The sequence below is a fragment of the Veronia nyctiphanis genome, from assembly GCF_004116385.1.
GTDB lineage: Bacteria > Pseudomonadota > Gammaproteobacteria > Enterobacterales > Vibrionaceae > Veronia > Veronia nyctiphanis.
Genome location: NZ_PEIB01000006.1, coordinates 1 through 24,211, shown reverse-complemented (window position 1 = coordinate 24,211; position 24,211 = coordinate 1). Strand labels below are relative to the sequence as shown.

Here is a 24,211-nt window from a genome sequence, read left to right as displayed (position 1 = left end):
TGTCCACTACCAAGGTGGTCAAAACGACAGGAATGAATACCGTGGCTTCAAAAATGAAAATAGAAACACGACATTGGACGCTCATTGTAGCGCTGTTGATCGCTTTTTATGCCTGCTACACACTAATAGAACCCTATGTTGGCTCTATTGTGCTGGCGTTCATTGTTTCACTGCTTTTTGCTCCCCTTCATGGCAAGATTAAAACGCTGCTGCCAAACAAAAGTAATCTCGCTGCCGCGCTGTCGTGTTTGTTATTAACTGTCATCATCATCATCCCTTTAATTGTCGTGTTCGCCGCCATATTGAATCAAGGGTTGAAGTTTTTCAGCGACAGTTACGCATGGTTTTCCTCTGGCGGCGCTGAGATCATTCTTAACTCTCCGCAGGTCACTTACGCCATCAATTTGGTTAATTCACTCCCTATAGAGCCTATTACCGCGCAAGAAATTGCGCAGAAGGCGGCGAGTACACTTTCTAAGTTCAGTGGGCAGATGCTCTCGTTTAGCTCTAAGTTTGTTGGCGACATTACTGGCATGTTCGTCAATTTCCTTTTGATGCTTTTTGTTTTGTTCTTTCTTCTTCGCGATCACGCAAAAATCATTCAAACCCTCAGACACGTGATCCCTCTCTCCCGCAGTCAGGAAGATACATTGCTGGAAGAAGTTGAAAAAGTGGCTAAATCGGCAGTGCTGGGCTCTTTTTTGACAGCACTTGCTCAAGGCCTGGTGGGTGGGTTTGCAATGTGGCTCGCCGGATTCCCGGGACTATTCTGGGGCACCATGATGGCCTTTGCTTCATTCATTCCGGTAGTGGGAACGGCGCTCATTTGGCTGCCTTCTGCAATTTATCTGCTACTCATCGGTCAGTGGGAGTGGGGAATTTTTCTAATTGCATGGGGAGCATTGGTCGTGGGGTCCGTTGACAACATTCTCAGGCCGCTATTGATGCAGGGTAATTCAGGTATGAATACCCTCCTGATTTTCTTCTCTTTGATTGGTGGCCTGCACGTCTTTGGTCTAATGGGCCTAATCTATGGCCCCATCGTCTTCAGTGTCACCTTGGTGTTGTTCCACATGTATGAAATCGAGTTTCACCAATTTCTCGACAAGCAGGATAATTCCTGACTCTCATACCTAATGCTGCCTGAATAACGGCGCGTGTTCCCACAGACTGACCTTTGTGGGACAATGCGCGCCGAATTTCTTCAACAGAGGCACCGCATGTCTTACAGCACTCCAAGCCAGGTCGTGGCACGTCAACTCGAATATTTTGAAGGTAAAAACCTGCTCATTGCAGGAGAGTTGGAAGATACCTTCGCGACTGAGCTTTGCGAGGTGGCAGCAAGCGTCTCTGTGTTTACTACCAATCTAGCATTTGCAAACAAGATGGATACATTCAGCCAAGTGACCACTTACTTTGGTGCTGAGTTTCCAGCGAACAAAACTATCGATATGGTTTTGCTGTATTGGCCTAAAGCAAAAGCTGAAGCTCAATATCTGCTCGCAATGCTGATGGCCCGCTGCGCAGAGAACTGCGAAATCTGTGTAGTCGGTGAGAACAGAAGTGGCGTCAAAAGTATTGAAAAGCTGTTTACCGATTACGGCAAGGTCACTAAGTTTGACACTGCACGCCGATGCAGTTTTTACTGGGGCCAGTGTACAGAAACACCAAAACCATTCTCAATCAATGACTGGTTCAAGAGCTATCCGCTGGAATTCGGCGATACGTCTTTGACAATTCGCGCACTGCCCGGTGTGTTCAGTCAAAATGAATTGGATGTAGGCAGTAAGTTACTCCTCGATAATCTCCCACCATTAAAGGGCAAAACACTCGATTTCGGCTGTGGCGCTGGCGTGATAGGCGCAGTGATAAAAAGTCGATACCCAGAAGCGTCGGTGACAATGGTGGATATCAGCGCATTGGCTGTTGAGTCAGCAAAAGAGACGTTTCGATTTAACGATCTTAACGGAGATGTTGTCGCTTCTGACGTTTACAGTAAGGTTACTGAAAAGTACGACAATATTATTAGTAACCCCCCGTTTCATGCGGGTTTGAAGACCTATTATGCTGCGACAGAAACCTTTATTAAAAAAGCGCCTTCAAAGCTCACTCACCGAGGTAAACTGATGATTGTGGCAAATAGTTTTCTTCGCTATCCACCTTTGATTGAAGAAGCCTTCGGTACATGCGAAGTGCTGGATAAAACATCGAAGTTTGCAATTTACAGCGCTGATAAGCACTAACACCAATGGGACTGCCCTTGAGGGCAGTCCGTTAATTTCGTCAAATATGCCAACTTCACCGCGTTACCGCCATCACTCACTTGCCAACTCACGGCAACATAGTCAAAAATGCGCCGAATATGGATGCACTATTGCGATGAACATAGGCAATCCACAAGTAACAAACGACCCCAAAGCTCATTGGTCAGGCTGAAAAATGAAGAAAAAGCAGAAGTTCAAACGACTTCAACACACACTGATGATCGCCTTTCTGGTTCTCAGTGTGACTCCTCTTACCCTATTGGCAACGTTTTTCCTGTCATCACATACCAGCGATCTTAAAGAACAAAGCACCAACCATATGGCCTCGCTGCGTGATAACAAGAAAGAGCAGCTACTTAACTACTTTAACAGCCTTCGTCAGGATGTTGATGCCTTTGCATCGTCAGAGCTTGCCACAAACAGTGGTGGTCGTTTCTATGGGTTAGTAGGTGCTTACGCGCAATTAGGTGAGATCCCCGAAGAAACAAGAAAACTCCTGAGAGAGAGATACCTTAATCAGGGGTTTGCCAATGCTAACTCAGGCATCAGAAAGTACAGCGGTAACTACAGCATGGCGTTCGATCGCTATAACCGCCCCTACCGGGAATATCTCAAACGATCCCAATTCGATGAAGTGCTCTTGGTCAACATGTCTGGTGATGTTGTTTATGCAGCAAGCCAAAGCGATTCTCTGGCCGAAAACCTCCTCTCGTCAAAATGGAAAAGTACCACTGAAGGTAAAGCATTTTCGGAAATTCAAGGCAAAACAGAAGCTTGGCTAAAAGGGAAAGTAGAGCAAAGAAAGCTCACTGGTGACGGCTCGACAAACACCACCAAACCCATCGTCTTTACGGATTTTGTATCGAGCGGCGATGACGGTAAAACCGCTTGGTTTGCTACTGCTATTACGCAAAACGACTATCTTCACAGCTATGTGTTATTTCGATTGTCTGACAAAAAAATGATCGAGATGCTTAGCCGAGATTCGCAAGACAACTTTGTGACCACATTGCTTGTCGGCGAAGACCATAACCTCAGAAACCCATCTGGTGACGACAATGCCAACAAACTCTTCAGTCAGGCCATTGACGAAGCGCTGGGCGGAGAGACAGGCGTCGGTAGCTTTACCAACTTTGATAATACGCAGGTATTAAGTGCGTACACACCCGTTGTTATTATGGGTTACAAATGGGGATTAGTCCTCGAGCTTCCGGAAGTTTACGCTTATGCAAGGATTGATCAGCTAGAGAAAATCTTTTTCGTTGTCATGGTATCGGCGATCATTTTAGTGATCCTCGCCTCTCACATGCTTTCGAACTCCATTACCTCACCGCTTCTCAGGCTCACATGGGCAGCAGAGCAAGTTTCTGCTGGAGATATGGAGCAGGAAATCGCATTTACCGACAGAAAAGATGAAATTGGCCGGTTGGCAACCAGCTTTGCCCGGATGCAGCGTTCGATATCCGACAAAATTGCTTTAATTAAAGAGCAAAACGCCAAGCTCGAAGAAAACTTAGCCTTGATAAAGCAAAAAAATAACGAGCTAAAGCAAGCAGATAAAATGAAAGATGACTTTCTGGCAACCACTTCACATGAGTTGAGAACGCCCCTTCATGGCATGGTAGGTATGGCCGAGTCTATGCTGGCTGGTACAGAAGGAAACAACATAGAGCAACACAAGAACCAGCTACAGATGATAATCAGTAGCGGCCAGCGTCTTTCTGGGTTGGTCGATGACCTTCTTGATTACCACAAAATGCGCTACGGCGAACTCGATCTGCAATTAGAGGCTGTTGATACCGCCAGCGCCGTGCGTTTGGTTATAGAGCTTTCCAGTCACCTGATTGGTAATAAACCTGTCCGTATTATCAATCAAATGCCTATCGACCTTCCTTTGGTGAAAGCGGATGAGCAACGCTTGGAGCAGGTTCTATATACCTGGTTGGTAACGCCATTAAGTACACAGATGAAGGTAAAGTCATCATCAATGGTGAGTTCAGAGACAATATGATCCGCATTCAGGTGACGGATACTGGTCAAGGCATCCCAAGTGAGGAGATCGACTACATCTTTGAGCCGCTGACACAAGCACGTCAGGATAGCTCCACGTATCGTCAGGGAGCAGGGCTCGGGCTTTCCATCAGCCGAAAATTGATAGAAATCATGGATGGACAGCTGTATGTCAGCAGTCAGCCAATGATAGGGACGACGTTTAGCTTTACCCTTCCCCTCGCATCAGAGCAAGATATTGCCATTCGCAAGCAAAGTGGCAAACGTCATCACTTCACAGCACCCGTGCGGCAGGAGACGTTCAAAGATTCAGAATGTTTTGAAGAAAACCCGCATGCGCCGTTAATTCTTGTCGTTGATGATGAGCCGTTAACCTACAAATTCTCAAAAACTTCCTTCATTTGGAAGGCTATCGTGTGATCACGGCGGAAAATGGTCGCCAAGCAATAGAAATGGTAACGCTCGAAAAACCGCAAATGCTACTACTCGATGTGATGATGCCGGAACTCAGCGGTTATGATGTCTGTGAACATCTGCGAGAGCACCACAGCAAAACTGAACTGCCTATCATTATGCTATCGGCACTGACGCAAATGCAGGACCGCATTAAAGGCTTTGATGTCGGTGCTAACGATTACCTTGCCAAACCATTTAACAAAGACGAGATCACTGCTCGTATCCGTGCCTACATTGACGCACACCTCACGGAGAGGGAGCGCGAGCAAAACGCAGTATTACAGAAAGAAATACATCGACGTGAGCAAGCTGAAGCAGGATTGATTGAAGCTCAAAACCGACTCCTTAGCCTGCTAGATTCAGTGCCCGAATCTATTATCTGTGTCAATGAGTCAGGCAGGATCCGCTATGCCAACGATGCCTGCGGTAATCTGTTTAACTTGCAGCCCGAACAAATAGAACGTCACATGCTGGAAGATTTTCTAATCACGCCTCTGCCAGATGCTAGCAGCAGCAAAGGCCACTACAGCGGCAATCTAAACTTTCGAGTCAGTGGTATTACCACTCAGATACAGACTGATGTGTTTGTTTTGCCCGAGTCTTCTGGCATCGACACTGTATTGCTACTCAGTACCAGTGAAGACATGCCAACCAAACGTGTGGGCATTTTGGAGAATGCTATTCAGGCGCTGGCTGATTACGCCTACGATGGAAGCCAAAGCTACCTAGAAGACCTCAGAGGTCTTGGTGGTGAATTTAGTCGTATGGCTGACAAACTCGACCACGATAAGCCAAATAAGGCCGATATGTTGCGCGAAACCTTGGTGACCGTCATGGTTGGTACACTCGATTTCTGGCAAAAAGAAACGGGTAAAAACAAGTTTGCGTTGGCAGAGGAGAGTGGCCTTTGGCGCGTGTATTTAGATAGAAGCACGTTACAAACCCGAACATTAGATAAATACCTTCAGGTTGAAACTCTACCAAAATCACCGCGCTGGCGAACGGTACTCAAAACCATCGATTACGTACTGGAAAAGTGCCCCAACACATCAGCAGAACATTCGGAAATTAAAGCGCAGAGAGAGCGGCTCCAAACGCTAATAACCCGATAAAACTCGAAACAAAATCTCTTCGTAAAAGCCCATTTCTGGGCTTTTTTTCTACTACTACAAAGGCAGCTAAACACTAGTTTCACGTGGCGAATTTATGTTCAAAAAATAGACTCGTCCAGTGGGTTAGTGATGAGAAAAAAGTGATTTAGTTGATGAAGTGATAATTTTATACTACTTCTGAGAACAAAATCACAACAAATGAAAGACGTAAATTCACGTTAAAAAAAAATCAAAATGACACGTTAGAGATCCGTGTCACTCAAGCAAAAAAACACTAATAAACTATTGTTTTTACTTATTTAAATTCATATTAACCATGTAGGAAACCCCCTGTCATCGTAACTTCACATATAGTAATAAACTCATCAATGAGGTCGATTACACAACCACTTTTGACGGAATTTACGTAGACCGCGATTCATTTGACGTTTTTAACGGGTGGCGTGATTGACCACAACGACGATGCGGAGTTTCCTAGGGGTGCACTGAGCTTGCACGGCCATGTGAATGTTGAGCTCATCAACTCTCATAGCGAGCTTAGGCCTGACCCAAGTGAAACGGGTGAGAAATAAGAATGGAACGAAAAGCTGAGTAAGGAATAACGAATGCTTACCACGTTGAAAAAATCTAAAGTAGCACTTGCGGTGGTCGCTGCTGCTACTGCCTTTATGGCTCCTACAGCAAGCGCAGCAGACCAGGTAGAACTGACAGTAGTACCAGACTTCTACCCGCAACTGACTCGCAACTTTAACCCATATTTGCAAAATAACCTGCGTAGTACGCGTGACTTCGTTTACGAGCAACTGGTTATTTTTAACCAACTGGATGGCAACAAAGCTGTTCCACGTTTGGCGAAAGGCTACACCGTTTCTGATGACCTGCGCAAAGTAACGTTCGAAATCCGTGAAGGCGTTAAATGGTCAGACGGACAAGCATTTACTCCTGAAGACGTTAAGTATTCTTTTGATCTGATCCGTGAAAACTCAGTACTTGACCTGCCAGGTAACGGCAAGCTGATCACTGACGTTAAAGTCAAAGGCAACAACGTTGAAATCAGCCTGGCTGAAGCAAATGCATCAGCAGCGTTCAAGCTGGTTCAAACTCCAATTGTTCCTAAGCACATCTGGAGCAAAGTTGAAAAGCCAGAGGCATTTGCTAACGAAAACCCAGTTGGTACAGGTCCATTTACAGAAGTTTCTTCGTTCACTAGCAACCTTTACGTTCAGTGTGAAAACCCTAACTACTGGGATGCAGCGAACCTAGACGTAGACTGTCTGCGTATGCCGCTGATCAAAGACAACGATGGTCTTCTGGCTAAAGCAGTAGCATCTGAGCTTGACTGGTCAACTTCTTTCATTCCTGACATCGAAGCAACATACGGTTCAGCGAACAAGAACCACCAGCACTGGTCTGCACCAATCGGTGGTCCAGTTAACTTCTTGGTTAACTTCCAACACCCGGATGCAGCGAAGAACGAAGCTCTGACTAATCTGAACTTCCGTCGTGCTCTGTCAGCATCTCTTGACCGTGAGTCAATCGTTGACATCGCATACTACGGCAACGGTTCACCACTGCACTCAGGTGCAGGTCTGGCTGCTTTCTACGAAAGCTGGTCTGACGCGTCAGTATACAAAGCAAACAAAGCTTACAACACATTCAACACTGCATATGCGAAGAAACTTCTTAAAGAAGCTGGCTTCAAAGACGTAGACGGTGACGGATTTGTTGAAACTCCGACTGGTAAGAAGTTTGAGCTTGAAGTTCAAACTGTTACTGGCTGGACTGACTGGAACAACGCTTCAATCCTGGCTGTAGAGAACTTTGCTGAAGCAGGTATCAATGCGAAATCTGTTACTCCTGACTTTGCTGTTTACAACAGCAACATGACTGGCGGTACGTTCGATATTGCTCTGACTAACTACTTCAACGGTCCAGATCCATGGTTGACGTGGGATTCAGGTTTCCACTCTCGCTTCATGGCGAAAGAAGGTAACCCGCGTTTCGCAATGCACCGTTACCAGAACGCTGAAGTTGATGCACTGCTTGACGGCTTCTACAAGACTGCTGACAAAGCTGAGCAACTGAAGTCTGCACAGAAAATCCAGAAGATTCTGGCTGATAACCAAACCGTTATCCCAGTACTTTCTGGCGCTGCGCAGTACCAGTACAACACCACTCGCTTCACTGGCTGGTGGAATGGCGACAACGCTAAAGGTAACCCAAGTATCCACCAGGGCGTACCAGAGCGTCTGCTTCACGTTCTTGACCTGAAGCCAAAAGCTTAATCTTACAGGCAACTGTAATCAGGCGGTGCAATCAGCACCGCCATTTTCCCCAAGAAAAACAACTTATTTTGACCATTGGGGTTTTGAATTCTCTGGTCGCGGCTTTGCTGTGCCATTAAAGGTGTGAGTTATGGGATTTTTCTTAAATCGTTTAATGTTTTATTTTGGCGCATTGCTTATCGCAATCACGCTGAACTTTATCTTGCCGCGTGCCATGCCGGGCGACCCGGTGACCATGATGTTTGCCAATATGACAGCTCAGGTGACACCTGAACGTATCGCGGCAATGAAAGAGCTACTGGGATTCAATAACGACCCACTCTATATCCAATACTTCACATACATCAAAAGTATTTTCTCTTGGGAGTTAGGCGTATCGACTACGTTCTATCCCATGCAAGTTAATGACCTTATTAGTGGCTCAATTGGCTGGACACTTTTCCTCGCAGGTAGCTCTGTTGTACTTGCCTTCTGTATCGGTTCAGTTCTGGGTATCTTTGCCGCTTGGCGTCGTGGCAGTAAATTTGACTCATTTATTTCTCCCGGTTTCATGGCATTACAAGCTGTACCGCCAGTCGTTATCGGTATATTAGTCCTGTTCACATTTGCGATCAGTACCAAGTGGTTCCCAACCGCATACGGCCAACCTGAGGGCGCTATCCTCGACTGGACAAGCTGGGATACTTACACAGGTATTCTTTACCACGCTGCACTTCCGCTTCTCTGTGCGACCGTCGCACAAATCGGTGGTTTCCTTATCAGTATGCGCAATAACATGATTAACCTTCTCAACGAAGATTACATCACCATGGCCAAGGGTAAGGGCCTGAACGAAAACCGTGTTGTATTCAACTACGCAGCAAGAAACGCATTGCTTCCTACGGTAACAGCCCTATCGATGGCTCTTGGTATGGCCATTGGTGGACAGCTTGTTGTTGAGATGATCTTCCAGTATCCAGGCCTAGGCACAGTTATGCTGAATGCCGTTAATGCTCGTGACTATCAAGTACTTCAGGGTCTGCTGATTATGATTACCCTGGTGATGCTGTTATTTAACTTTCTTGCCGACATACTCGTCGTAATGCTAGATCCTCGCCTACGTAAGGGAGGCAAATAACCATGAAAGAACTATTCAAGATCATCAAAGGAAACAACAAAGCGCTGTTTGGTGTAGTCACTCTGTTGTTGTTCATTGTGGCAGCGATTTTCGCACCATTCATCACCAGTCATGCGCCTGACAAGCGAACAGGTAAGCCGCATGAATACCCGAGTGCAATCGTAAAGGCCGCGCAGGCGAACCCTGATGGTTGGGTAGCAGAAAACCTTGCTGATAATAGCCGTCGCCTCCGCATGTCAAAAGAAGCTGACCACGTGCTTGGCACAACACGCCTTGGTAGAGATGTATGGTCACAAGTGGTATACGGTGCGCGCACTTCTCTGATGGTTGGTTTACTGGCTGGTATTTTCGTCTGTGTTACCGCAACCATAATGGGTATATCGGCAGGTTATTTTGGCGGCCGTGTCGACAACATTTTGTCTGGCGCTATGAACGTCATGCTCGTTGTACCTCAACTCCCAATCATCATGGTTATCGCAGCCTTTGTTGGCGAGGCGGGCCCATTGGTGATAGCCATGGTTATTGCCTTAACCTCCTGGGCTTGGGGAGCGAGAGTGATCCGAGCACAAACGCTTTCTCTGCGTGAGAAAGAATTTGTAAAAGCTGCCGAGGTCCTTGGTGAGTCACGTCTGCGTATTCTCTTTGTAGAGATATTGCCAAACCTAATTCCGCTTGTTGGCGCCAGCTTTATCGGTTCAGTTATGTACGCCATTTTGACCGAGTCAGTACTGTCGTTTATCGGTATGGGCAGCCCTAATAGCGTTAGCTGGGGTTCAATGCTTTACAACGTAAGAACGTCTTCATCTATGTTCTTGGGGATCTGGTGGGAAGTCCTTGCACCATGTATCGCCTTGACCGTCTTATCTCTGGCATTGGCACTTATCAACTTCGCGGTTGACGAGATTGCCAACCCAGCACTACGCGCCCAGAAAGGCATGCGTCGCTGGAAGAAAATGCAGGAAGAAGACCAAAAAACCCGTCAGGAAGAAAAACCTGCCATTCAGGAAGTTGCTTGGAGTGGTGAGAAATGAGCATGAGAGAACCATTACTGTCTGTCCGCAATCTTTGCGTTGACTATATTACTGATGCGGGCGATGTTCGCGCCGTTAACAATGTAAGTTTTGATATTGGTAAAGGTGAAGTGCTTGGCCTTGCGGGTGAATCAGGCTGCGGTAAGTCTACCGTTGCCTTTTCCCTGATGCGCCTTCACAAGCCGCCCGCATTTATTAGCGGTGGCGAAGTTCTCTTCAATGGTGAAGATGTCCTGAAATACAGTGACCAACGCATGCAGGCATTCCGCTGGAGCGAAATGTCAATGGTTTTCCAGTCAGCGATGAACGCACTGAACCCTGTTCTGAACATGGAAGAGCAGTTCTGTGATGTCATTATGCGCCACACCAATATGACACGAGAGCAAGCTGTTCGTCGTGCTGAGGGTCTGCTGGAAATCGTTGATATTCACCCTAGCCGTCTTCGCGATTACCCTCACCAGTTCTCTGGAGGTATGCGTCAACGTCTGGTTATCGCTGTTGCGCTGGCACTAAACCCTAAGCTCATCATCATGGATGAGCCTACAACCGCGCTTGACGTTGTTGTACAACGCGAAATTTTGCAAAAAATCTACGCACTGAAAGAAGAGTTTGGCTTCTCCATTCTCTTCATTACGCACGACCTCTCTTTGATGGTGGAGTTCACTGACCGCATCGGTGTGATGTATGCGGGTCAGCTGATTGAAGTTGCACCATCTAAAGAAATTCTGGCAAACCCATTCCACCCGTATACGGAAGGTCTAGCCGGGTCGTTCCCTCCACTGACAGGCCCGAAACCAAAACTGACTGGTATTCCGGGTAACCCGCTGAACCTTCTGGAAGTTCCTCAGGGTTGTCGTTTCCAAGCTCGCTGTAGCAAAGCGAAAGAAAGCTGCTTTAAGACAGCAACTCGCCTGACAGAAGTAGAGCAAAACCGTTTAACCAATTGCCACCTGTTTACAGGCCTGTGATTGCGTCGGTGTGAATTGAGGAAGTAATGATGAGCGTAGAATTAGGTCAACCAATTGTTGAAGGCAAAAATCTGGTAAAAGATTTTGAGATCAACAGTAACTCATTGAATAAGCCCGTGATGCGTGCCATCAATGATGTGTCATTCAAATTATATAAAAGCCGTGGCCTGTCTGTTGTTGGTGAATCCGGTTCAGGTAAATCAACCACAGCAAAAATGATCGCCAAAATGTACCAGCCTAACCAAGGCACTATCGAGTACAAAGGGCGTGATATCGAAACCATTAAAAAACACCAGGACCTGATGGAATACCGTCAGGGTGTTCAAATGGTTTGGCAAGACCCGTTCGGTTCTTTGAACCCAACGCAAAACATCTTCCACCATATTGCTCGACCGCTGAAAATCCACAACAAAATCAGTGGTAGCAATAAAGAGCTGGAAGAGCGTGTCTACGAACTGCTTGAGCAGGTTGGTCTGACGCCTGCAAAAGAGACGTCGGCTAAGTTCCCCCACCAGCTCTCTGGCGGTCAGCGTCAACGTGTCAACCTGGCACGAAACATCGCTGTGGGTGCTGAAGTTGTCCTGGCTGACGAACCGACATCAATGCTCGACGTTTCTATCCGTGCAGGTGTACTTAACCTGATGGAAGAAATGAAGTTCGAACGTGAAATGGCATTGCTTTACATCACCCACGATATCGCAACTGCGCGTTATATCGCAGAAGATCTCGCCGTGATGTATGTCGGTCATATGGTTGAGTGGGGTGATACTGAAGAAATCATTCACCGTCCACAACACCCTTATACCAAGCTTCTGGTTTCAGCCGTTCCGGATCCGAGTAAGTCAATTCACCATCAGCTAGAAGGCAATAAAGGTGAAATCCCGCTTTGGACACCAGACACCAAAGGTTGCCCATTTGCCGGTCGCTGCTTGCATGCAACAGACAAATGTAAAGAGGCCCTACCGGGTGTGACCAAGCTGTCTGACAACCACTTTGTTCGTTGTTACCTCTACGAATAAGGCCATTTGTGTTTAGTAACATGTTTCGAGGATAAACTATGCAGTTGTTACTCAACCATCTTGGCTACGATTGCCAAAGCAGCAAAAAAGCACTCATCGTGACCCGGGCTTCGTGCCCGGTTACTGTCGTTCAGGTCCTCGACAGCCAGACAGGCGAGACCGTGATGGATGTACCTCTGACACCATCAGGCAATGTTGATAACTGGCAAATTGGTGACGTCTATCTCGCTGATTTCTCCTCACTGACAAAAGCAGGTACGTATCAAGTACGTGCTGGCGATGTGACCTCAGAACGTTTTGACATCAAGTCTGATTTCCTGATTCAACGTACTTTCTCTGACATCATTCACTACTTCAAATCACAGCGCTGCAGCGGCGACTTTGATGATGCCGATAGTCAGGCTTCTCTTGTCGGTACAGAACGCTACGCCGATGTGCACGGTGGCTGGTATGACGCATCAGGCGATGTCAGTAAATACCTGAGCCACCTCTCCTACGCCAACTATATGAATCCACAGCAAACCCCAATGGTAGTGTGGAACATGCTAAAAGCACTGGAGTTGGCTGACTCACAACTTGCACCGTTCGTGAAATCACGTCTTGTTGATGAAGCCCTTTTCGGTGCAGATTTCCTCGTACGTATGCAAGACCCTGCGGGTTTCTTCTACCTCACCGTCTTCGACAAGTGGAGCAAAGATACTGCTCAGCGTGAGATTTGTGCGTACGAAACGCAAGATGGCCACAAGACCGATGCGTTTGAGGCCGGGTTCAGACAAGGTGCAGGCGTTAGCATTGCAGCGCTTGCTGCAGCTGCACGACAAAAAACACAGGGCGAGTTTCCGAGTCAACAATATCTCATTACGGCTGAACGCGGATACTGGCACCTGATTGAACACAACAATGCGTATCTGGATAACGGACAGGAAAACCTGATTGACGCTTATTGCGCGTTGCTCGCAGCGGTTGAGCTGTTCCGGACAACAGGCTCAGACGAGTATCTGACAGAAGCACGCCGTTGGGCGGATGTTCTCTCTCAGTACCAACAAAATGACGAGCAATGGCAACACTTCTGGTCTGCGACAGAAAACGGCAGCAGGCCTTATTTCCATGCCGCCGAAGCAGGCTTGCCCGCTATTGCGCTGATGCAATATCTGGCTATTGAACATGATGCTGCGTTAACGGAAAAATATCAGCAGGTACTGGGGCAGGCTCTGCAATTTGAGCTGTCTATTACCTCAGAAGTCAGTAACCCCTTCGGTTACCCTCGCCAATACACTAAGCCAGTATCTGGAGATAAGCGCAGCAGCTTCTTCGTGGCTCAGGATAACGAAACCGGTTACTGGTGGCAGGGCGAGAATGCACGCCTGGGTTCACTCGCCGCGATGGCGTTCATGGCCAGTGATGTATCGCTCGATACCTCTTTAACATCTGAGCTAAAAAAATACGGTCAGAACGCAATCGACTGGGTGCTCGGTCTGAACCCTTACGACATGTGCATGCTCGATGGATATGGCCGTAACAACCCGGACTACCTGCCAGATCTTGGCTTCTTCAATGCTTATGGTGGTATCTGTAACGGGATCACAGCAGGTTTCGACGATCCTAAGGGCATTGCATTTAATCCAGATCCGCAAAAAGACGACATGCTGCAAAACTGGCGCTGGGGCGAACAATGGATCCCTCATGCTGCATGGTTCCTGCTGGCGATCGCCGCACAAAGCAAGGATCTGCAGGATGAGTAAGTATTTTTGTGGTGTCGACGGTGGCGGCACATCTTGTCGAGCACGCATTACCGACGCAGCAGGCAACCTTCTTGGCGAAGCAAAAACCGGAAGCGCTAATATCCTGCTGGGTGTTGAGCTTGCCATGGACTCTCTGCAAACCGCCATCGGTGAAGCCGCGCAGCAAGCAGGGATTGTCGATATGCCTGACATCTCTGTTGGACTGGCATTAGCTGGCGCAGAGCAAAAAAATGCGTGGCACGCCTTCATGGCACTTCCCCACCCCTATGCACATATGACCCTGAACACTGACGGTTACGGTGCGTGTATGGGCGCGTTTTCGGGTGATGACGGTGCCATCGTGATTGCAGGTACCGGCTCTGTCGGCGTCATGACGCATCAGGGAAAACAAACTGTTATCGGTGGCCGCGAATTCCCCATTTCCGACCAAGGTGGCGGCGCGTCATGGGTTTGCGCCTGATTCAGCAAACACTGCTTGCCAATGACGGCCTCCGTCCAGTAAGCGCTCTGGTGGGCCATGTTCTCGATCACTTTGATAACGATATTGATGCCATTGTCGACTGGTCAAAAACAGCGAAGCCAAGAGATTACGGTCAGTTCAGCCCCGCGATTTTTGCCTTTGCTGAGCAGCGCGACCCATTGGCCATTGAGATGCTAAAAGCCACTGCTGATGACATTGAGCGCCTTATTATCGGCCTTCACCGCAAAGGGGCCAGCAAAGTCGCGCTAATGGGCAGTATCGGTGAACGCATTGTGCCTTGGTTGATGCCTGCAGCTGCATCTCTACTGGTGAAGCCTGCTGGCGATGCCATGGACGGTGCATTGCTGATGGCCAGAGGACATCACAACTTATATTGATTTTTTCTGGGCTGGCGAATAATCAGCTCAGACATTTAATACCGTTTGCCAGTAACACTGGCGGTTAACAAGAGACTGGGTGCCAACAAAGCGCTCATACACAATGAACTGTCGGGATGAATGATGACGTCTCAGTCCCGATCAGTGCAGGATAGCGAATAAGGATACATCAATGAAATACGGTTATTTTGATAATGAAAACAGGGAATATGTCATCACCCGCCCTGATGTTCCGGCGCCGTGGACAAACTACCTTGGCACGGAAAAATTCTGTACCGTTATCTCTCACAATGCAGGCGGTTACAGTTTCTATAACAGCCCGGAATATAATCGCGTAACCAAATTCCGTCCAAACGCGACCTTCGACCGTCCGGGTCACTATGTTTATCTGCGTGATGATGAGACAGGCGATTACTGGTCTATCTCATGGCAGCCAGTAGCAAAGAGCCTTGAAGAAGCCAGCTACGAAGTACGTCACGGCCTTTCATACTCGAAATTCAAGTGTGAATACAACGGCATCACGGCATCGAAAACCCTGTTTGTACCAAAAGGTGAAGACGCACAGGTCTGGGATGTCAAAGTGAAAAACGACGGCGACAAGCCGCGTACTATAAGTGCATTCTCTTTTGTTGAGTTCTCGTTCAGCCACATTCAGTCTGATAACCAGAACCATCAAATGAGCCTCTACTCAGCGGGTACGTCATACAAAAATGGCGTGATTGAGTACGATCTCTACTACAACACCAACGACTATGAAGGCTTCTACTATCTGGCTTCAAACTTTGAACCAGACAGCTACGACGGCCAACGTGACAGCTTCCTTGGCTTATACCGTGACGAAGCGAACCCAATCGCAGTAGAGAAAGGTCGTTGCTCTAACCACGTACAGACGTGTTACAACCACTGTGGCTCTCTGCACAAGCAATTCGTTATCCAGCCGGGTGAAGAAGTACGCTTTGTTTTCGTACTGGGCATGGGTAAAGGCGAAGGTGAGCGTCTTCGCGAGAAGTATCAAGATTTTGCTAACGTTGATGCCGCATTTGCTGGTATCCGCGAGCATTGGGACAGTCGTTGCGCCAAGTTCAGCGTGAAGTCGCCAAACGAAGGTCTGGACACCATGATCAATGCATGGACCCTTTATCAGGCTGAAACCTGTGTGGTTTGGTCACGCTTCGCATCATTTATCGAAGTGGGCGGTCGTACAGGCCTTGGTTACCGTGACACAGCGCAGGATGCAATCTCAGTCCCGCACTCCAACCCTGAGATGACCAGAAAGCGTCTGGTTGACCTACTCCGCGGTCAGGTTAAAGCCGGTTACGGTCTCCACCTGTTCGATCCAGACTGGTTCGATCCTGAAAAAGCAGACGTTGAGCCATCGAAATCTCCAACTGTTGTCCCAACGCCAAGCGACGAAGACAAGATACACGGTATTGAAGACACCTGTTCAGACGATCACCTGTGGCTGGTACCCACCATCTGCAAATACGTGACAGAAACAGGCGAAGAAGGCTTCTTTGACGAAGTAATCCCTTATGCTGACGGCGGCGATGCCACCGTGTACGAGCACATGAAAGCAGCGCTTGATTTCTCTGCTGAGTATGTGGGCCAGACAGGTATCTGTAAAGGTCTACGCGCAGACTGGAATGACTGTCTGAACCTTGGCGGTGGTGAGTCGTCTATGGTGTCATTCCTGCACTTCTGGGCACTGCAAGAGTTCGTTTCACTGGCGAAGCACCTCGGCAAAACTGAAGATGTTGAGAAATACACCATCATGGCAGCCGACGTACGTGAAGCGTGTGAAGCGCACCTTTGGGATGACGAAGGCGAGTGGTATATCCGCGGCCTGACCAAAAACGGTGACAAAATCGGTACTGCTCAACAAACTGAAGGCTGCATCCACCTTGAGTCAAACACACTGGCAGTTCTGTCAGGCCTTGCTTCGCAAGAGCGTGGCGAGAAAGCGATGGATGCCGTTGACGAGAACCTGTTCTCTGAATTCGGTCTTCACCTGAATGCGCCGTCTTTCGCAACGCCAAATGATGACATCGGTTTTGTTACCCGTGTTTATCAGGGCGTGAAAGAAAACGGTGCCATCTTCTCTCACCCGAACCCATGGGCGTGGGTGGCTGAAGCCAAGCTGGGCCGTGGTGACCGTGCGATGAAGTTCTATGACGCACTGAACCCGTATAACCAAAATGAGATGATTGATACCCGCATCGCTGAACCTTACAGCTATGTGCAGTTCATCATGGGCCGCGACCATGAAAACCATGGCCGCGCAAACCACCCATGGCTGACAGGTACATCTGGCTGGGCATACTTTGCTGTGACCAACTTCATTCTGGGCGTACAGACTGGCTTTGATGGCCTGACGGTTGATCCATGTATTCCAACAAGCTGGCCGGGCTTTGAAGTTAACCGCGAGTGGCGCGGTGCAACTTATCAAATCAAAGTCGAAAACCCGAACGGTGTCAGCAAAGGCGTGACGTCAATCTTACTCAATGGCGAGGCAATCGAAGGCGCAATTCCAGCGCAAGCCGAAGGCACCGTCAACCAGGTTACCGTCGTACTGGGCTAACGGATTTTACGGGAGCCACGGCTCCCGTTTTTACTTTGAAAGGAATTCAAAATGATCAAGTTTGGTACCGGCGGCTGGCGCGCCCTGATTGGTGAAGAATTTACCCGTGGCAATGTTCGTCTGGCGGCACAAGGGCTGGCGAACATCATGGTCAACGAGAATGCGGTAGAACCGGGTTTCGTTATTGGTTTCGACAGACGTTTCCTGTCAGATAAAGCGGCAAAATGGTTCTCAGAAGTACTGGCAGCAAATGGCATTACGGTAAGCTTCATCGACAAGTTTGTCCCAACGCCTATAGTGATGTTCAAAGCCCGCGAGATGAAAACCCACTACTCTGCGTGTATCACGGCATCACACAACCCGGCAGACTACAACGGCATTAAAGTGTTTATCGAAGGCGGCCGCGACGCTGACGAGGTGATCACCGCGAAAATCGAAGAGCAGGTAACGACGCTTCAGCAAAGCGACATTAAGTCTGTCGATTTCGAAGAGGCAGTTGCGAACGGCAGTGTACAAATCATCAACCCAATGAATGAGTTCGTTGATGCGGTTATCGATTTTATCGACATTGAAGCGATAAAAGCGGCGAATCTACGTGTACTGATTGACCCAATGTTCGGTGTAGCGAAAAACGCCCTGCAAACCGTGTTAATCAACGGACGCTGCGACGTTGATGTGATTAACGATGGTCAAAACCCTTCGTTTGGCGGCTTAATGCCATCACCAAATGCCGCAACACTTTATCGCCTGAAGCACCTTGTTGCCCATGAAGGTTACGACATCGGTATCGGCACCGATGGCGATGCTGACCGTCTTGGTATCATCGATGAAAAAGGTAACTTCATTCATCCAAATGAAGTCTTGTTACTACTTTACTACTACCTTCTGGAATACAAAGGCTGGAAAGGCTCGGTTGTCCGCAACATTGCAACCACGCATCTGCTGGACAAAGTCGCAGCTGACCATGACGAGAAGTGTTTTGAAGTCCCTGTTGGCTTTAAACACATCAGTTCACAAATGGAAGCGGATGACTCTCTGATAGGCGGTGAAAGCTCAGGTGGCCTGACCATCCGTGGTCACATTAAAGGCAAAGATGGCGTATTTGCATCGAGCTTCTTGTTGAGATGATCAGTGTCACGGGCAAAAAATTGTCAGAACTGCTTGATGAAATCTATAGCAAATATGGCTATGCCTATACAGCAGAAGGTGACTGTACATTCAAGCCGTCTCAGCGCGAAGCGCTTTACAACAAGATTTATGTTGAAAAAGCACTGCCTGACTTCAAGCATGATATTGAAAAAGTCAGCTATGCCGATGGTCTTAAGGTCTATTTCAAGAGTGGTGGCTGGGCACTGCTGCGTTTCTCTGGTACCGAACCTCTTCTGCGTATCTTCGTAGAGTGGGAAGACAAAGAGACAGCAGAAGCAATGGTCGGCGATCTCAAGCAGTTTTTAGAACTGTAGTCGCTGAGGATGCTAACAGCAGACATAACGAAAACGCCCTGCTAAGCAGGGCGTTTTTTTTATTTAGAATACGCGTCTAAACGCCTTGATAAAGGGCTCAAACAGCCACTCAAAGAGTGTAGTTTTGTCTCCCAAGATATCAGCAGTGATCAGCATCCCCGGTTTAAATGAGTCCATATTATTCGTTGATCCACCTTCTCCTGCATAAATTTCAACGTCCGCTTTGTAGTAGAGAGAGCCTCGGGGCAGCTCAACAACGAAGTCAGTATGCTTAAAGGTCGAGCTAGACAGTCGGGTAATCCTTCCGGTAAAACTGCCATACTCGGAAACAGGAAACGCATCAACCACGACGCGAAGCGGTTTACCCACATCAATATCGACTAATTTCCCTGTCGGGATAAACACCACAGCATTGGTGATTTTCTCCGTTGCTGATGGGGTGATCTCCATGATCTCGCGCCCATCGACAATGATCGTATCGCCGCTAGCGACTTTGAGATTATTTACCACACCCGATTTATTGGCATAAATGCTGACTACACGATCCTCACTCAACTCAAGTAACTGCTTCTCTACTGATGAGATCTTCAACGCTTCAGCTTCGACATTGAGCCTGAGGTTGATATCTCTGCGCTTAATCTCACTACTCAGACGGTCAATCTCGGTACTCAGGCCTTTCTTCCTGAACCGATAGTTTGTCATTTCTTTTTCAGCATTAAGGAGCTTGAGTTTTTCCTGCTCTAACACAGTGCGAGATGTAAGATCCTTGCGGTAGAGCGATTTAATCCGCTCATTGTGATTTCGTAGCAGCTCCAGCGTGGATTGTTGCTGAGCCATCAAGCCGTCGAGAGTACGCAGTTGATCTATTTTGCTGTTTATCTCTTTTTTTATCGTTCTGACGCTAACAACATGCTCTTCTTTCAGGGTTTTTATTCGCTGATTTAAAGCAGTCATATCTTTCTGTAACTGGCCTATCAAGCTATCACCCAAGGTTGAAGAGCTAACAGACTGGTTATTCACTTTAATTCGGTAGAGAAGTTGGTCTTTACCGACAACACTGCCCTCTTCCACATCCACAGAAATTACCTGTCCCGTGTACTCACTCTTCACCACGGCGGTTTCATCAGTCGCAAGTAAATAACCCGGTGCAGCATCACTGGGAGAGTATTTCACTGTTCCCATCATGATAAGTGCGGTGACAAAAAATGACAGAAGACCATAGCAAAGCATTCTTAAGCCTGCTGGAACCTCCACACGACCCGAAACAAAACTGCCAAAGTTCTCTTTCATTTCTACCCCCATACTGGCTGGATCAGGCCGTCCATAGAACTTTTCTGCCAAGATCCACTCCAGCCATTGATCCGTTCTTTCCAAGACTTGTTGCTGCATATCGTTCACAACACGCGTTAACCATTGTCTGGCAATACGTCCAGAGTCTTCCGCTTCACTGTCTCTTATCGACAGCGCGCGTAATGTCAATGAATGACTGGAAAGGTTAAATATATTTATCGGCGTATCAATCGTATACACCGCACAATCTCTTTGATGCGTAATGACTGTGCTTAAACAGGCGGATAGCTGAATCGTCTTTGATAAAAACTTCACGGAGGCAAAATCCTGCATGCCAGCTGAAATGGTGGTTGGCATGATGACGTTAATCGCTTGACGCTCCATGTCTGACAAAAATGCCTGATCGAACTGAATTTCTGACGCCTTATAAACCGTCACTCGCCCCTCTTCAGTCAGAGTGTCACAGATACTCTGGAGGCGCTCGATGGTCATGTAACCTTTCAGCTTGTCATCGACAACCAAGTAAATTGGCATATCTCTTTGTCTAAGGCTACGAATCAGCAACAGTGCTGTGGTGAAATAGCAACCGAAAGGGTGAATGACAAATAGATTTAGTTTGCCTTGATGGCTGAGTAACAGTGTCTGTTCAGATGAAGAGTTGAATACCTTGGCAATACGACTAAAAAAAGCTTTAGACAACAGGTACTGGCTGAATGCACTCATCAAGTAGTCACGCTTTATGCGGCGAACGTATTGTTTTGACCGGCTTTTCATATCAGGCATGTAAGCCTGAATGTTATCCGCAATGAGTTGATTATCGATAGACTTAAACGAGAACCTGACAACGGGGCAATGAACCAGCTCAACAAACGGTAAGGCAGAAAAGAAAAAAGCCTCACAAGAAAGCGAGTCTTTAGACTGATTTTGCCACGCTGCGGATCAATCACTGACATGATTGACCTCTCGATGACGAAGTTTCCTCAACCGACCATTACTTACCAGATAAGCAGAGTCAAAACGTGTCATGATTGACGTATCGTGAGAGATAACAATCAAGGTGCATTTAACATGTTTAATAATGTTATCCACCAAACGCTTTGAGGTCCTTTCGTCAAGGTTAGAGGTGAATTCATCCAGAATAAGGAGCCTTGGTTTTTGATACAGCGCCCTTGCAATGAGCAAGCGTTGCTTCTGACCCGCAGAGAGAAAGCCTGAGTTATCAGATAACAGCGTTTTATATCCCACAGTCATCTTTTCGATATCTTTGTCTATCAGGCTCAGCTTGCACACATAGTCCAGATAGTCGTAATCAATGTCATAAGGACTTAAGGTGATGTTTTCCTCAATGCTCCCGGCAAAAATCTCATCATCCTGAGACAGTGTTGAAGTCAACGCCCTGTGGGCAACTGGGTTGAGTGAAAGCGTGTCGACCTTCTCAAGCTCAACCGTACCCGTGCTCTGACGGAATAACCCTGAGATAATACTGGTCAACGTGGTTTTACCCGAACCCGTTTTACCGATAATACAAACCTTTTCACCTTTATCTATTTTTAGGTTTACATTCTTAAGGATTTTATGTGGCGCACCAGCGGGCTGATAATCAAGTTGGTTGACATTAACACTTACCCCGTCGGCAAGATTAATCGCTTTCGATACTGGAAATGTCACCTGTCGCTCAATCGTTTTCTCATTTCGAGCAAGGTCTTCCACTTCAGATTCGTGATCAATAATGTCATTAACACGCTCTAAGTGAACTTCTATCGACTGTTTAACGATCAGCATTTCTACCAGCTTAATGACCTCCTCGGTAAAAATATTTTTATAGAGAATGAAGGCAAACATGGTTCCGACAGTCATATCACCTTTGATCACTAAGTAACCACCGAGCGTGACTATCAATAAAAGTTCTGAGTACAGAAAGAGCTTACTCAGAATGCCAATGTGAATATCAATTTTGGCCTTTTTAATATCCTGAGCAATGTAAGAAGAGAAGAAGCTCGACCAAGTATTATTTTTCCTAAACTCTGACGAATACGACTTAATCGTCTTGATCGATTTAATGATATCAATAGCTAATGAGTCAGATTTCACCCTGTCATTAATCAGCTGTTTTTCAACATGAATAACAGAGCGCTTGAACAAATACTTTGAAAGGGCGAAAACAAGCATGACCAGCACGGATAAGACAGAGAGAAGCACATTGAAGTACAACATGACAGAGATGGAAAGAGCGATCATCACTGTCGATGTCACAATGACAATAACGCCATCTACCATGTAATGTGTAATGCCCTCTGCGGAGCCTATCCGCGAGAGTGAATCACCCGTTGTTCTTCGATTAAAGTAATCAATAGGTAAATAAATAAGTTTCGCGAAGATACTGGTTGTCAGCTTTTCTTTAAGCCGGTTTCTTAAACTGACCTTTGTTATTTCTGCTACATAACTAAAGACGACTTCATGGAGAAATATAGCGGCAAAGACGACAGAGAGAACATAGAGGAGATCTAAATTGCCTTTCGATATTGCCTCGTCAACCACTTTCTGAACATAAAGTGGAGATAGCATAGAAATAAAAACAACAGTAAAACTCATCAGTAGGACAAGCAGTAGGTTGTTTCTAAAGCCAGGCATCACACGCTGTAATGCCTTAAAAGTAACAATACCTCTGCCGCTATCAGACAGAAGGTTACTTAAGTCAGGCTTTTTGTCGAAGTTTGGCGTCAGTTCTAATGCATAACCTGTCACCATCTCTGCGAAGTAGTCTCTCTTATATATTCGGCGACCAAGGGCAGGATCAATGACCTTCAGTTGATCATTACTGACTGACTCAAGAACAACGAAATGGTTCCCACCCCAATGGACAATACAGGGAAGTTCAAGTTCTTCCGGTTTATCGTTGTCGAATTTTACTGGGCTACAGTGGAAGCCAGCCATCAAGGCGACTTCTGAGATATCTTTGAGGTTCACACCCGCGCCGATTTCAGCTGGGTTGAGTTTACGAAGTTGAGGGAGAGTCAGTTCGACACCAAATTTGCTGGCAACCATAGCCAAACAAGCATTTCCACACTCGGTGACTTCGCTTTGAAGGATGACCTTAAGCGGGGCAGAACTCATATGTATAAGGCTCCCTGAAAATGCTATCTGAATCGCTACAGGATGTAGTGTCAGTAATTCAGCAAGTTGAAAGCGTCCAGCTTCCAACATTTATTGTCAGTCAAACGCTGACTTATTATATTATTTTATTTTTACGCATCTCCCTTATGACAAAGGAGATGCGTTTTTTCACTATTAATTGTTAATTATTTGTTACCGCCAAATAGGCCTTTAACAACGTTGGCAACAAGTGTAAATAAAGATTTCGCAACGTCGCCTAGAGTTGCGCTTGGAATAGCGTCAACAATAGTCAGAACAATATCAATGATACCGCCGAGAATACCACCAAGACCACCAGTACCACCGTTCACTTCTTTTGCTTCTTCCATAGTAATGACTTGTTTCATACTAGTTTCTCCATTTAATTATCGAATGCTTACCGTAATTTTTTACGCAAGGATTAATAGCAAATTCCCGAATAGCAGATTTGCAGCGGATTTCATAACCCGTACAAAAATAATAGGTCAAAAAATTAATCATTGAGATATTAATTTATAGCTATCTCTTTGCTGTATTTAATTAAGAAACACAATTATCAATAATGAAACACAATAAATATAAGAAAACTCACTCGCCAGTTAAAAATCAACATGTTAAGTTGCAAGTCATACATTACTAATTATTAACACAAGAATCATAGGTGATACTTTGGCGTACTTTCAATGGATTTTAGGGAAGAAAGAGCATAAAAACGACGATATCTCATAATAAAGACACACTGGAAGCATTGACAATAAGTAAACCAATGAAATATTTAAACATTCAATTAAAATAGAATGAAAAAATTGAACAAAAGCAGAAACACCTCTCACTTTAAACATCTATCATGCCATATAGCACTGATTTAAATTAATTTATTTATTAA

13 protein-coding genes and 3 pseudogenes are annotated in these 24,211 nt (G+C 46.6%); 13 read left to right on the top strand and 3 right to left on the bottom strand.

Annotated features, from left to right (window positions below; all coding sequences use genetic code 11):
• The first annotated feature begins 41 nt into the window (after window positions 1-41).
• The 13 genes and pseudogenes from CS022_RS06935 (at window position 42) to CS022_RS06880 (ending at window position 18,903) form a co-directional block, all read left to right on the top strand.
• A complete protein-coding gene (locus tag CS022_RS06935; protein WP_129121683.1) occupies window positions 42-1,124 on the top strand; it encodes an AI-2E family transporter in 1,083 nt (360 codons plus the stop codon).
• A gap of 96 nt (window positions 1,125-1,220) precedes the next feature.
• Complete coding sequence (rsmC, locus tag CS022_RS06930) at window positions 1,221-2,243, top strand: 16S rRNA (guanine(1207)-N(2))-methyltransferase RsmC (protein WP_129121682.1); 1,023 nt, start codon at window positions 1,221-1,223, stop codon at window positions 2,241-2,243.
• 196 nt (window positions 2,244-2,439) lie between these two features.
• A pseudogene (locus CS022_RS06925) lies at window positions 2,440-5,842 on the top strand (response regulator).
• A 422-nt stretch (window positions 5,843-6,264) separates the two neighbouring features.
• On the top strand, window positions 6,265-6,414 hold the full coding sequence (locus CS022_RS24830) for a hypothetical protein (RefSeq protein WP_161569591.1): 150 nt from the start codon (window positions 6,265-6,267) through the stop codon (window positions 6,412-6,414).
• Between the two features lie 33 nt (window positions 6,415-6,447).
• Complete coding sequence (locus CS022_RS06920) at window positions 6,448-8,127, top strand: ABC transporter substrate-binding protein (RefSeq protein WP_129121681.1); 1,680 nt, start codon at window positions 6,448-6,450, stop codon at window positions 8,125-8,127.
• A 130-nt stretch (window positions 8,128-8,257) separates the two neighbouring features.
• Window positions 8,258-9,244, top strand: a complete 987-nt coding sequence (locus CS022_RS06915; RefSeq protein WP_129121680.1) for an ABC transporter permease — start codon at window positions 8,258-8,260, stop codon at window positions 9,242-9,244.
• 2 nt (window positions 9,245-9,246) lie between these two features.
• A complete protein-coding gene (locus CS022_RS06910) occupies window positions 9,247-10,275 on the top strand; it encodes an ABC transporter permease (RefSeq protein WP_129121679.1) in 1,029 nt (342 codons plus the stop codon).
• 2 nt (window positions 10,276-10,277) lie between these two features.
• Complete coding sequence (locus CS022_RS06905; protein WP_129121678.1) at window positions 10,278-11,243, top strand: ABC transporter ATP-binding protein; 966 nt, start codon at window positions 10,278-10,280, stop codon at window positions 11,241-11,243.
• Between the two features lie 29 nt (window positions 11,244-11,272).
• Window positions 11,273-12,262, top strand: coding sequence for an ABC transporter ATP-binding protein (locus CS022_RS06900; RefSeq protein ID WP_129121677.1), 990 nt, complete (start codon window positions 11,273-11,275; stop codon window positions 12,260-12,262).
• 38 nt (window positions 12,263-12,300) lie between these two features.
• Window positions 12,301-14,004 carry a glycoside hydrolase family 9 protein gene (locus CS022_RS06895; protein WP_129121676.1) on the top strand — a complete coding sequence of 568 codons (1,704 nt, stop codon included), beginning with the start codon at window positions 12,301-12,303 and terminating at the stop codon, window positions 14,002-14,004.
• Window positions 13,997-14,862: pseudogene (locus tag CS022_RS06890) on the top strand (BadF/BadG/BcrA/BcrD ATPase family protein). The gene CS022_RS06895 and the pseudogene CS022_RS06890 overlap by 8 nt, the downstream one beginning before the upstream one ends.
• 172 nt (window positions 14,863-15,034) lie before the next feature.
• Entirely contained in the window at window positions 15,035-17,440 is a 2,406-nt protein-coding gene (locus tag CS022_RS06885; protein WP_129121675.1) for a GH36-type glycosyl hydrolase domain-containing protein, read from the top strand.
• 51 nt (window positions 17,441-17,491) lie between these two features.
• Window positions 17,492-18,903, top strand: a pseudogene (locus CS022_RS06880) (phosphoglucomutase/phosphomannomutase family protein).
• 63 nt (window positions 18,904-18,966) lie between these two features.
• Here CS022_RS06880 and CS022_RS06875 read toward each other — a convergent pair.
• The 3 genes from CS022_RS06875 to CS022_RS06865 all read right to left on the bottom strand — a co-directional run bounded on the left by CS022_RS06875 (window position 18,967) and on the right by CS022_RS06865 (window position 23,693).
• Entirely contained in the window at window positions 18,967-20,976 is a 2,010-nt protein-coding gene (locus CS022_RS06875; protein WP_129121674.1) for a putative HlyD family type I secretion protein, read from the bottom strand.
• 156 nt (window positions 20,977-21,132) lie between these two features.
• Window positions 21,133-23,307, bottom strand: coding sequence for a peptidase domain-containing ABC transporter (locus CS022_RS06870; RefSeq protein WP_161569590.1), 2,175 nt, complete (start codon window positions 23,305-23,307; stop codon window positions 21,133-21,135).
• Window positions 23,308-23,492: 185 nt separating this feature from the next.
• Window positions 23,493-23,693, bottom strand: coding sequence for a hypothetical protein (locus tag CS022_RS06865; RefSeq protein WP_129121672.1), 201 nt, complete (start codon window positions 23,691-23,693; stop codon window positions 23,493-23,495).
• Window positions 23,694-24,211 lie beyond the last annotated feature (518 nt).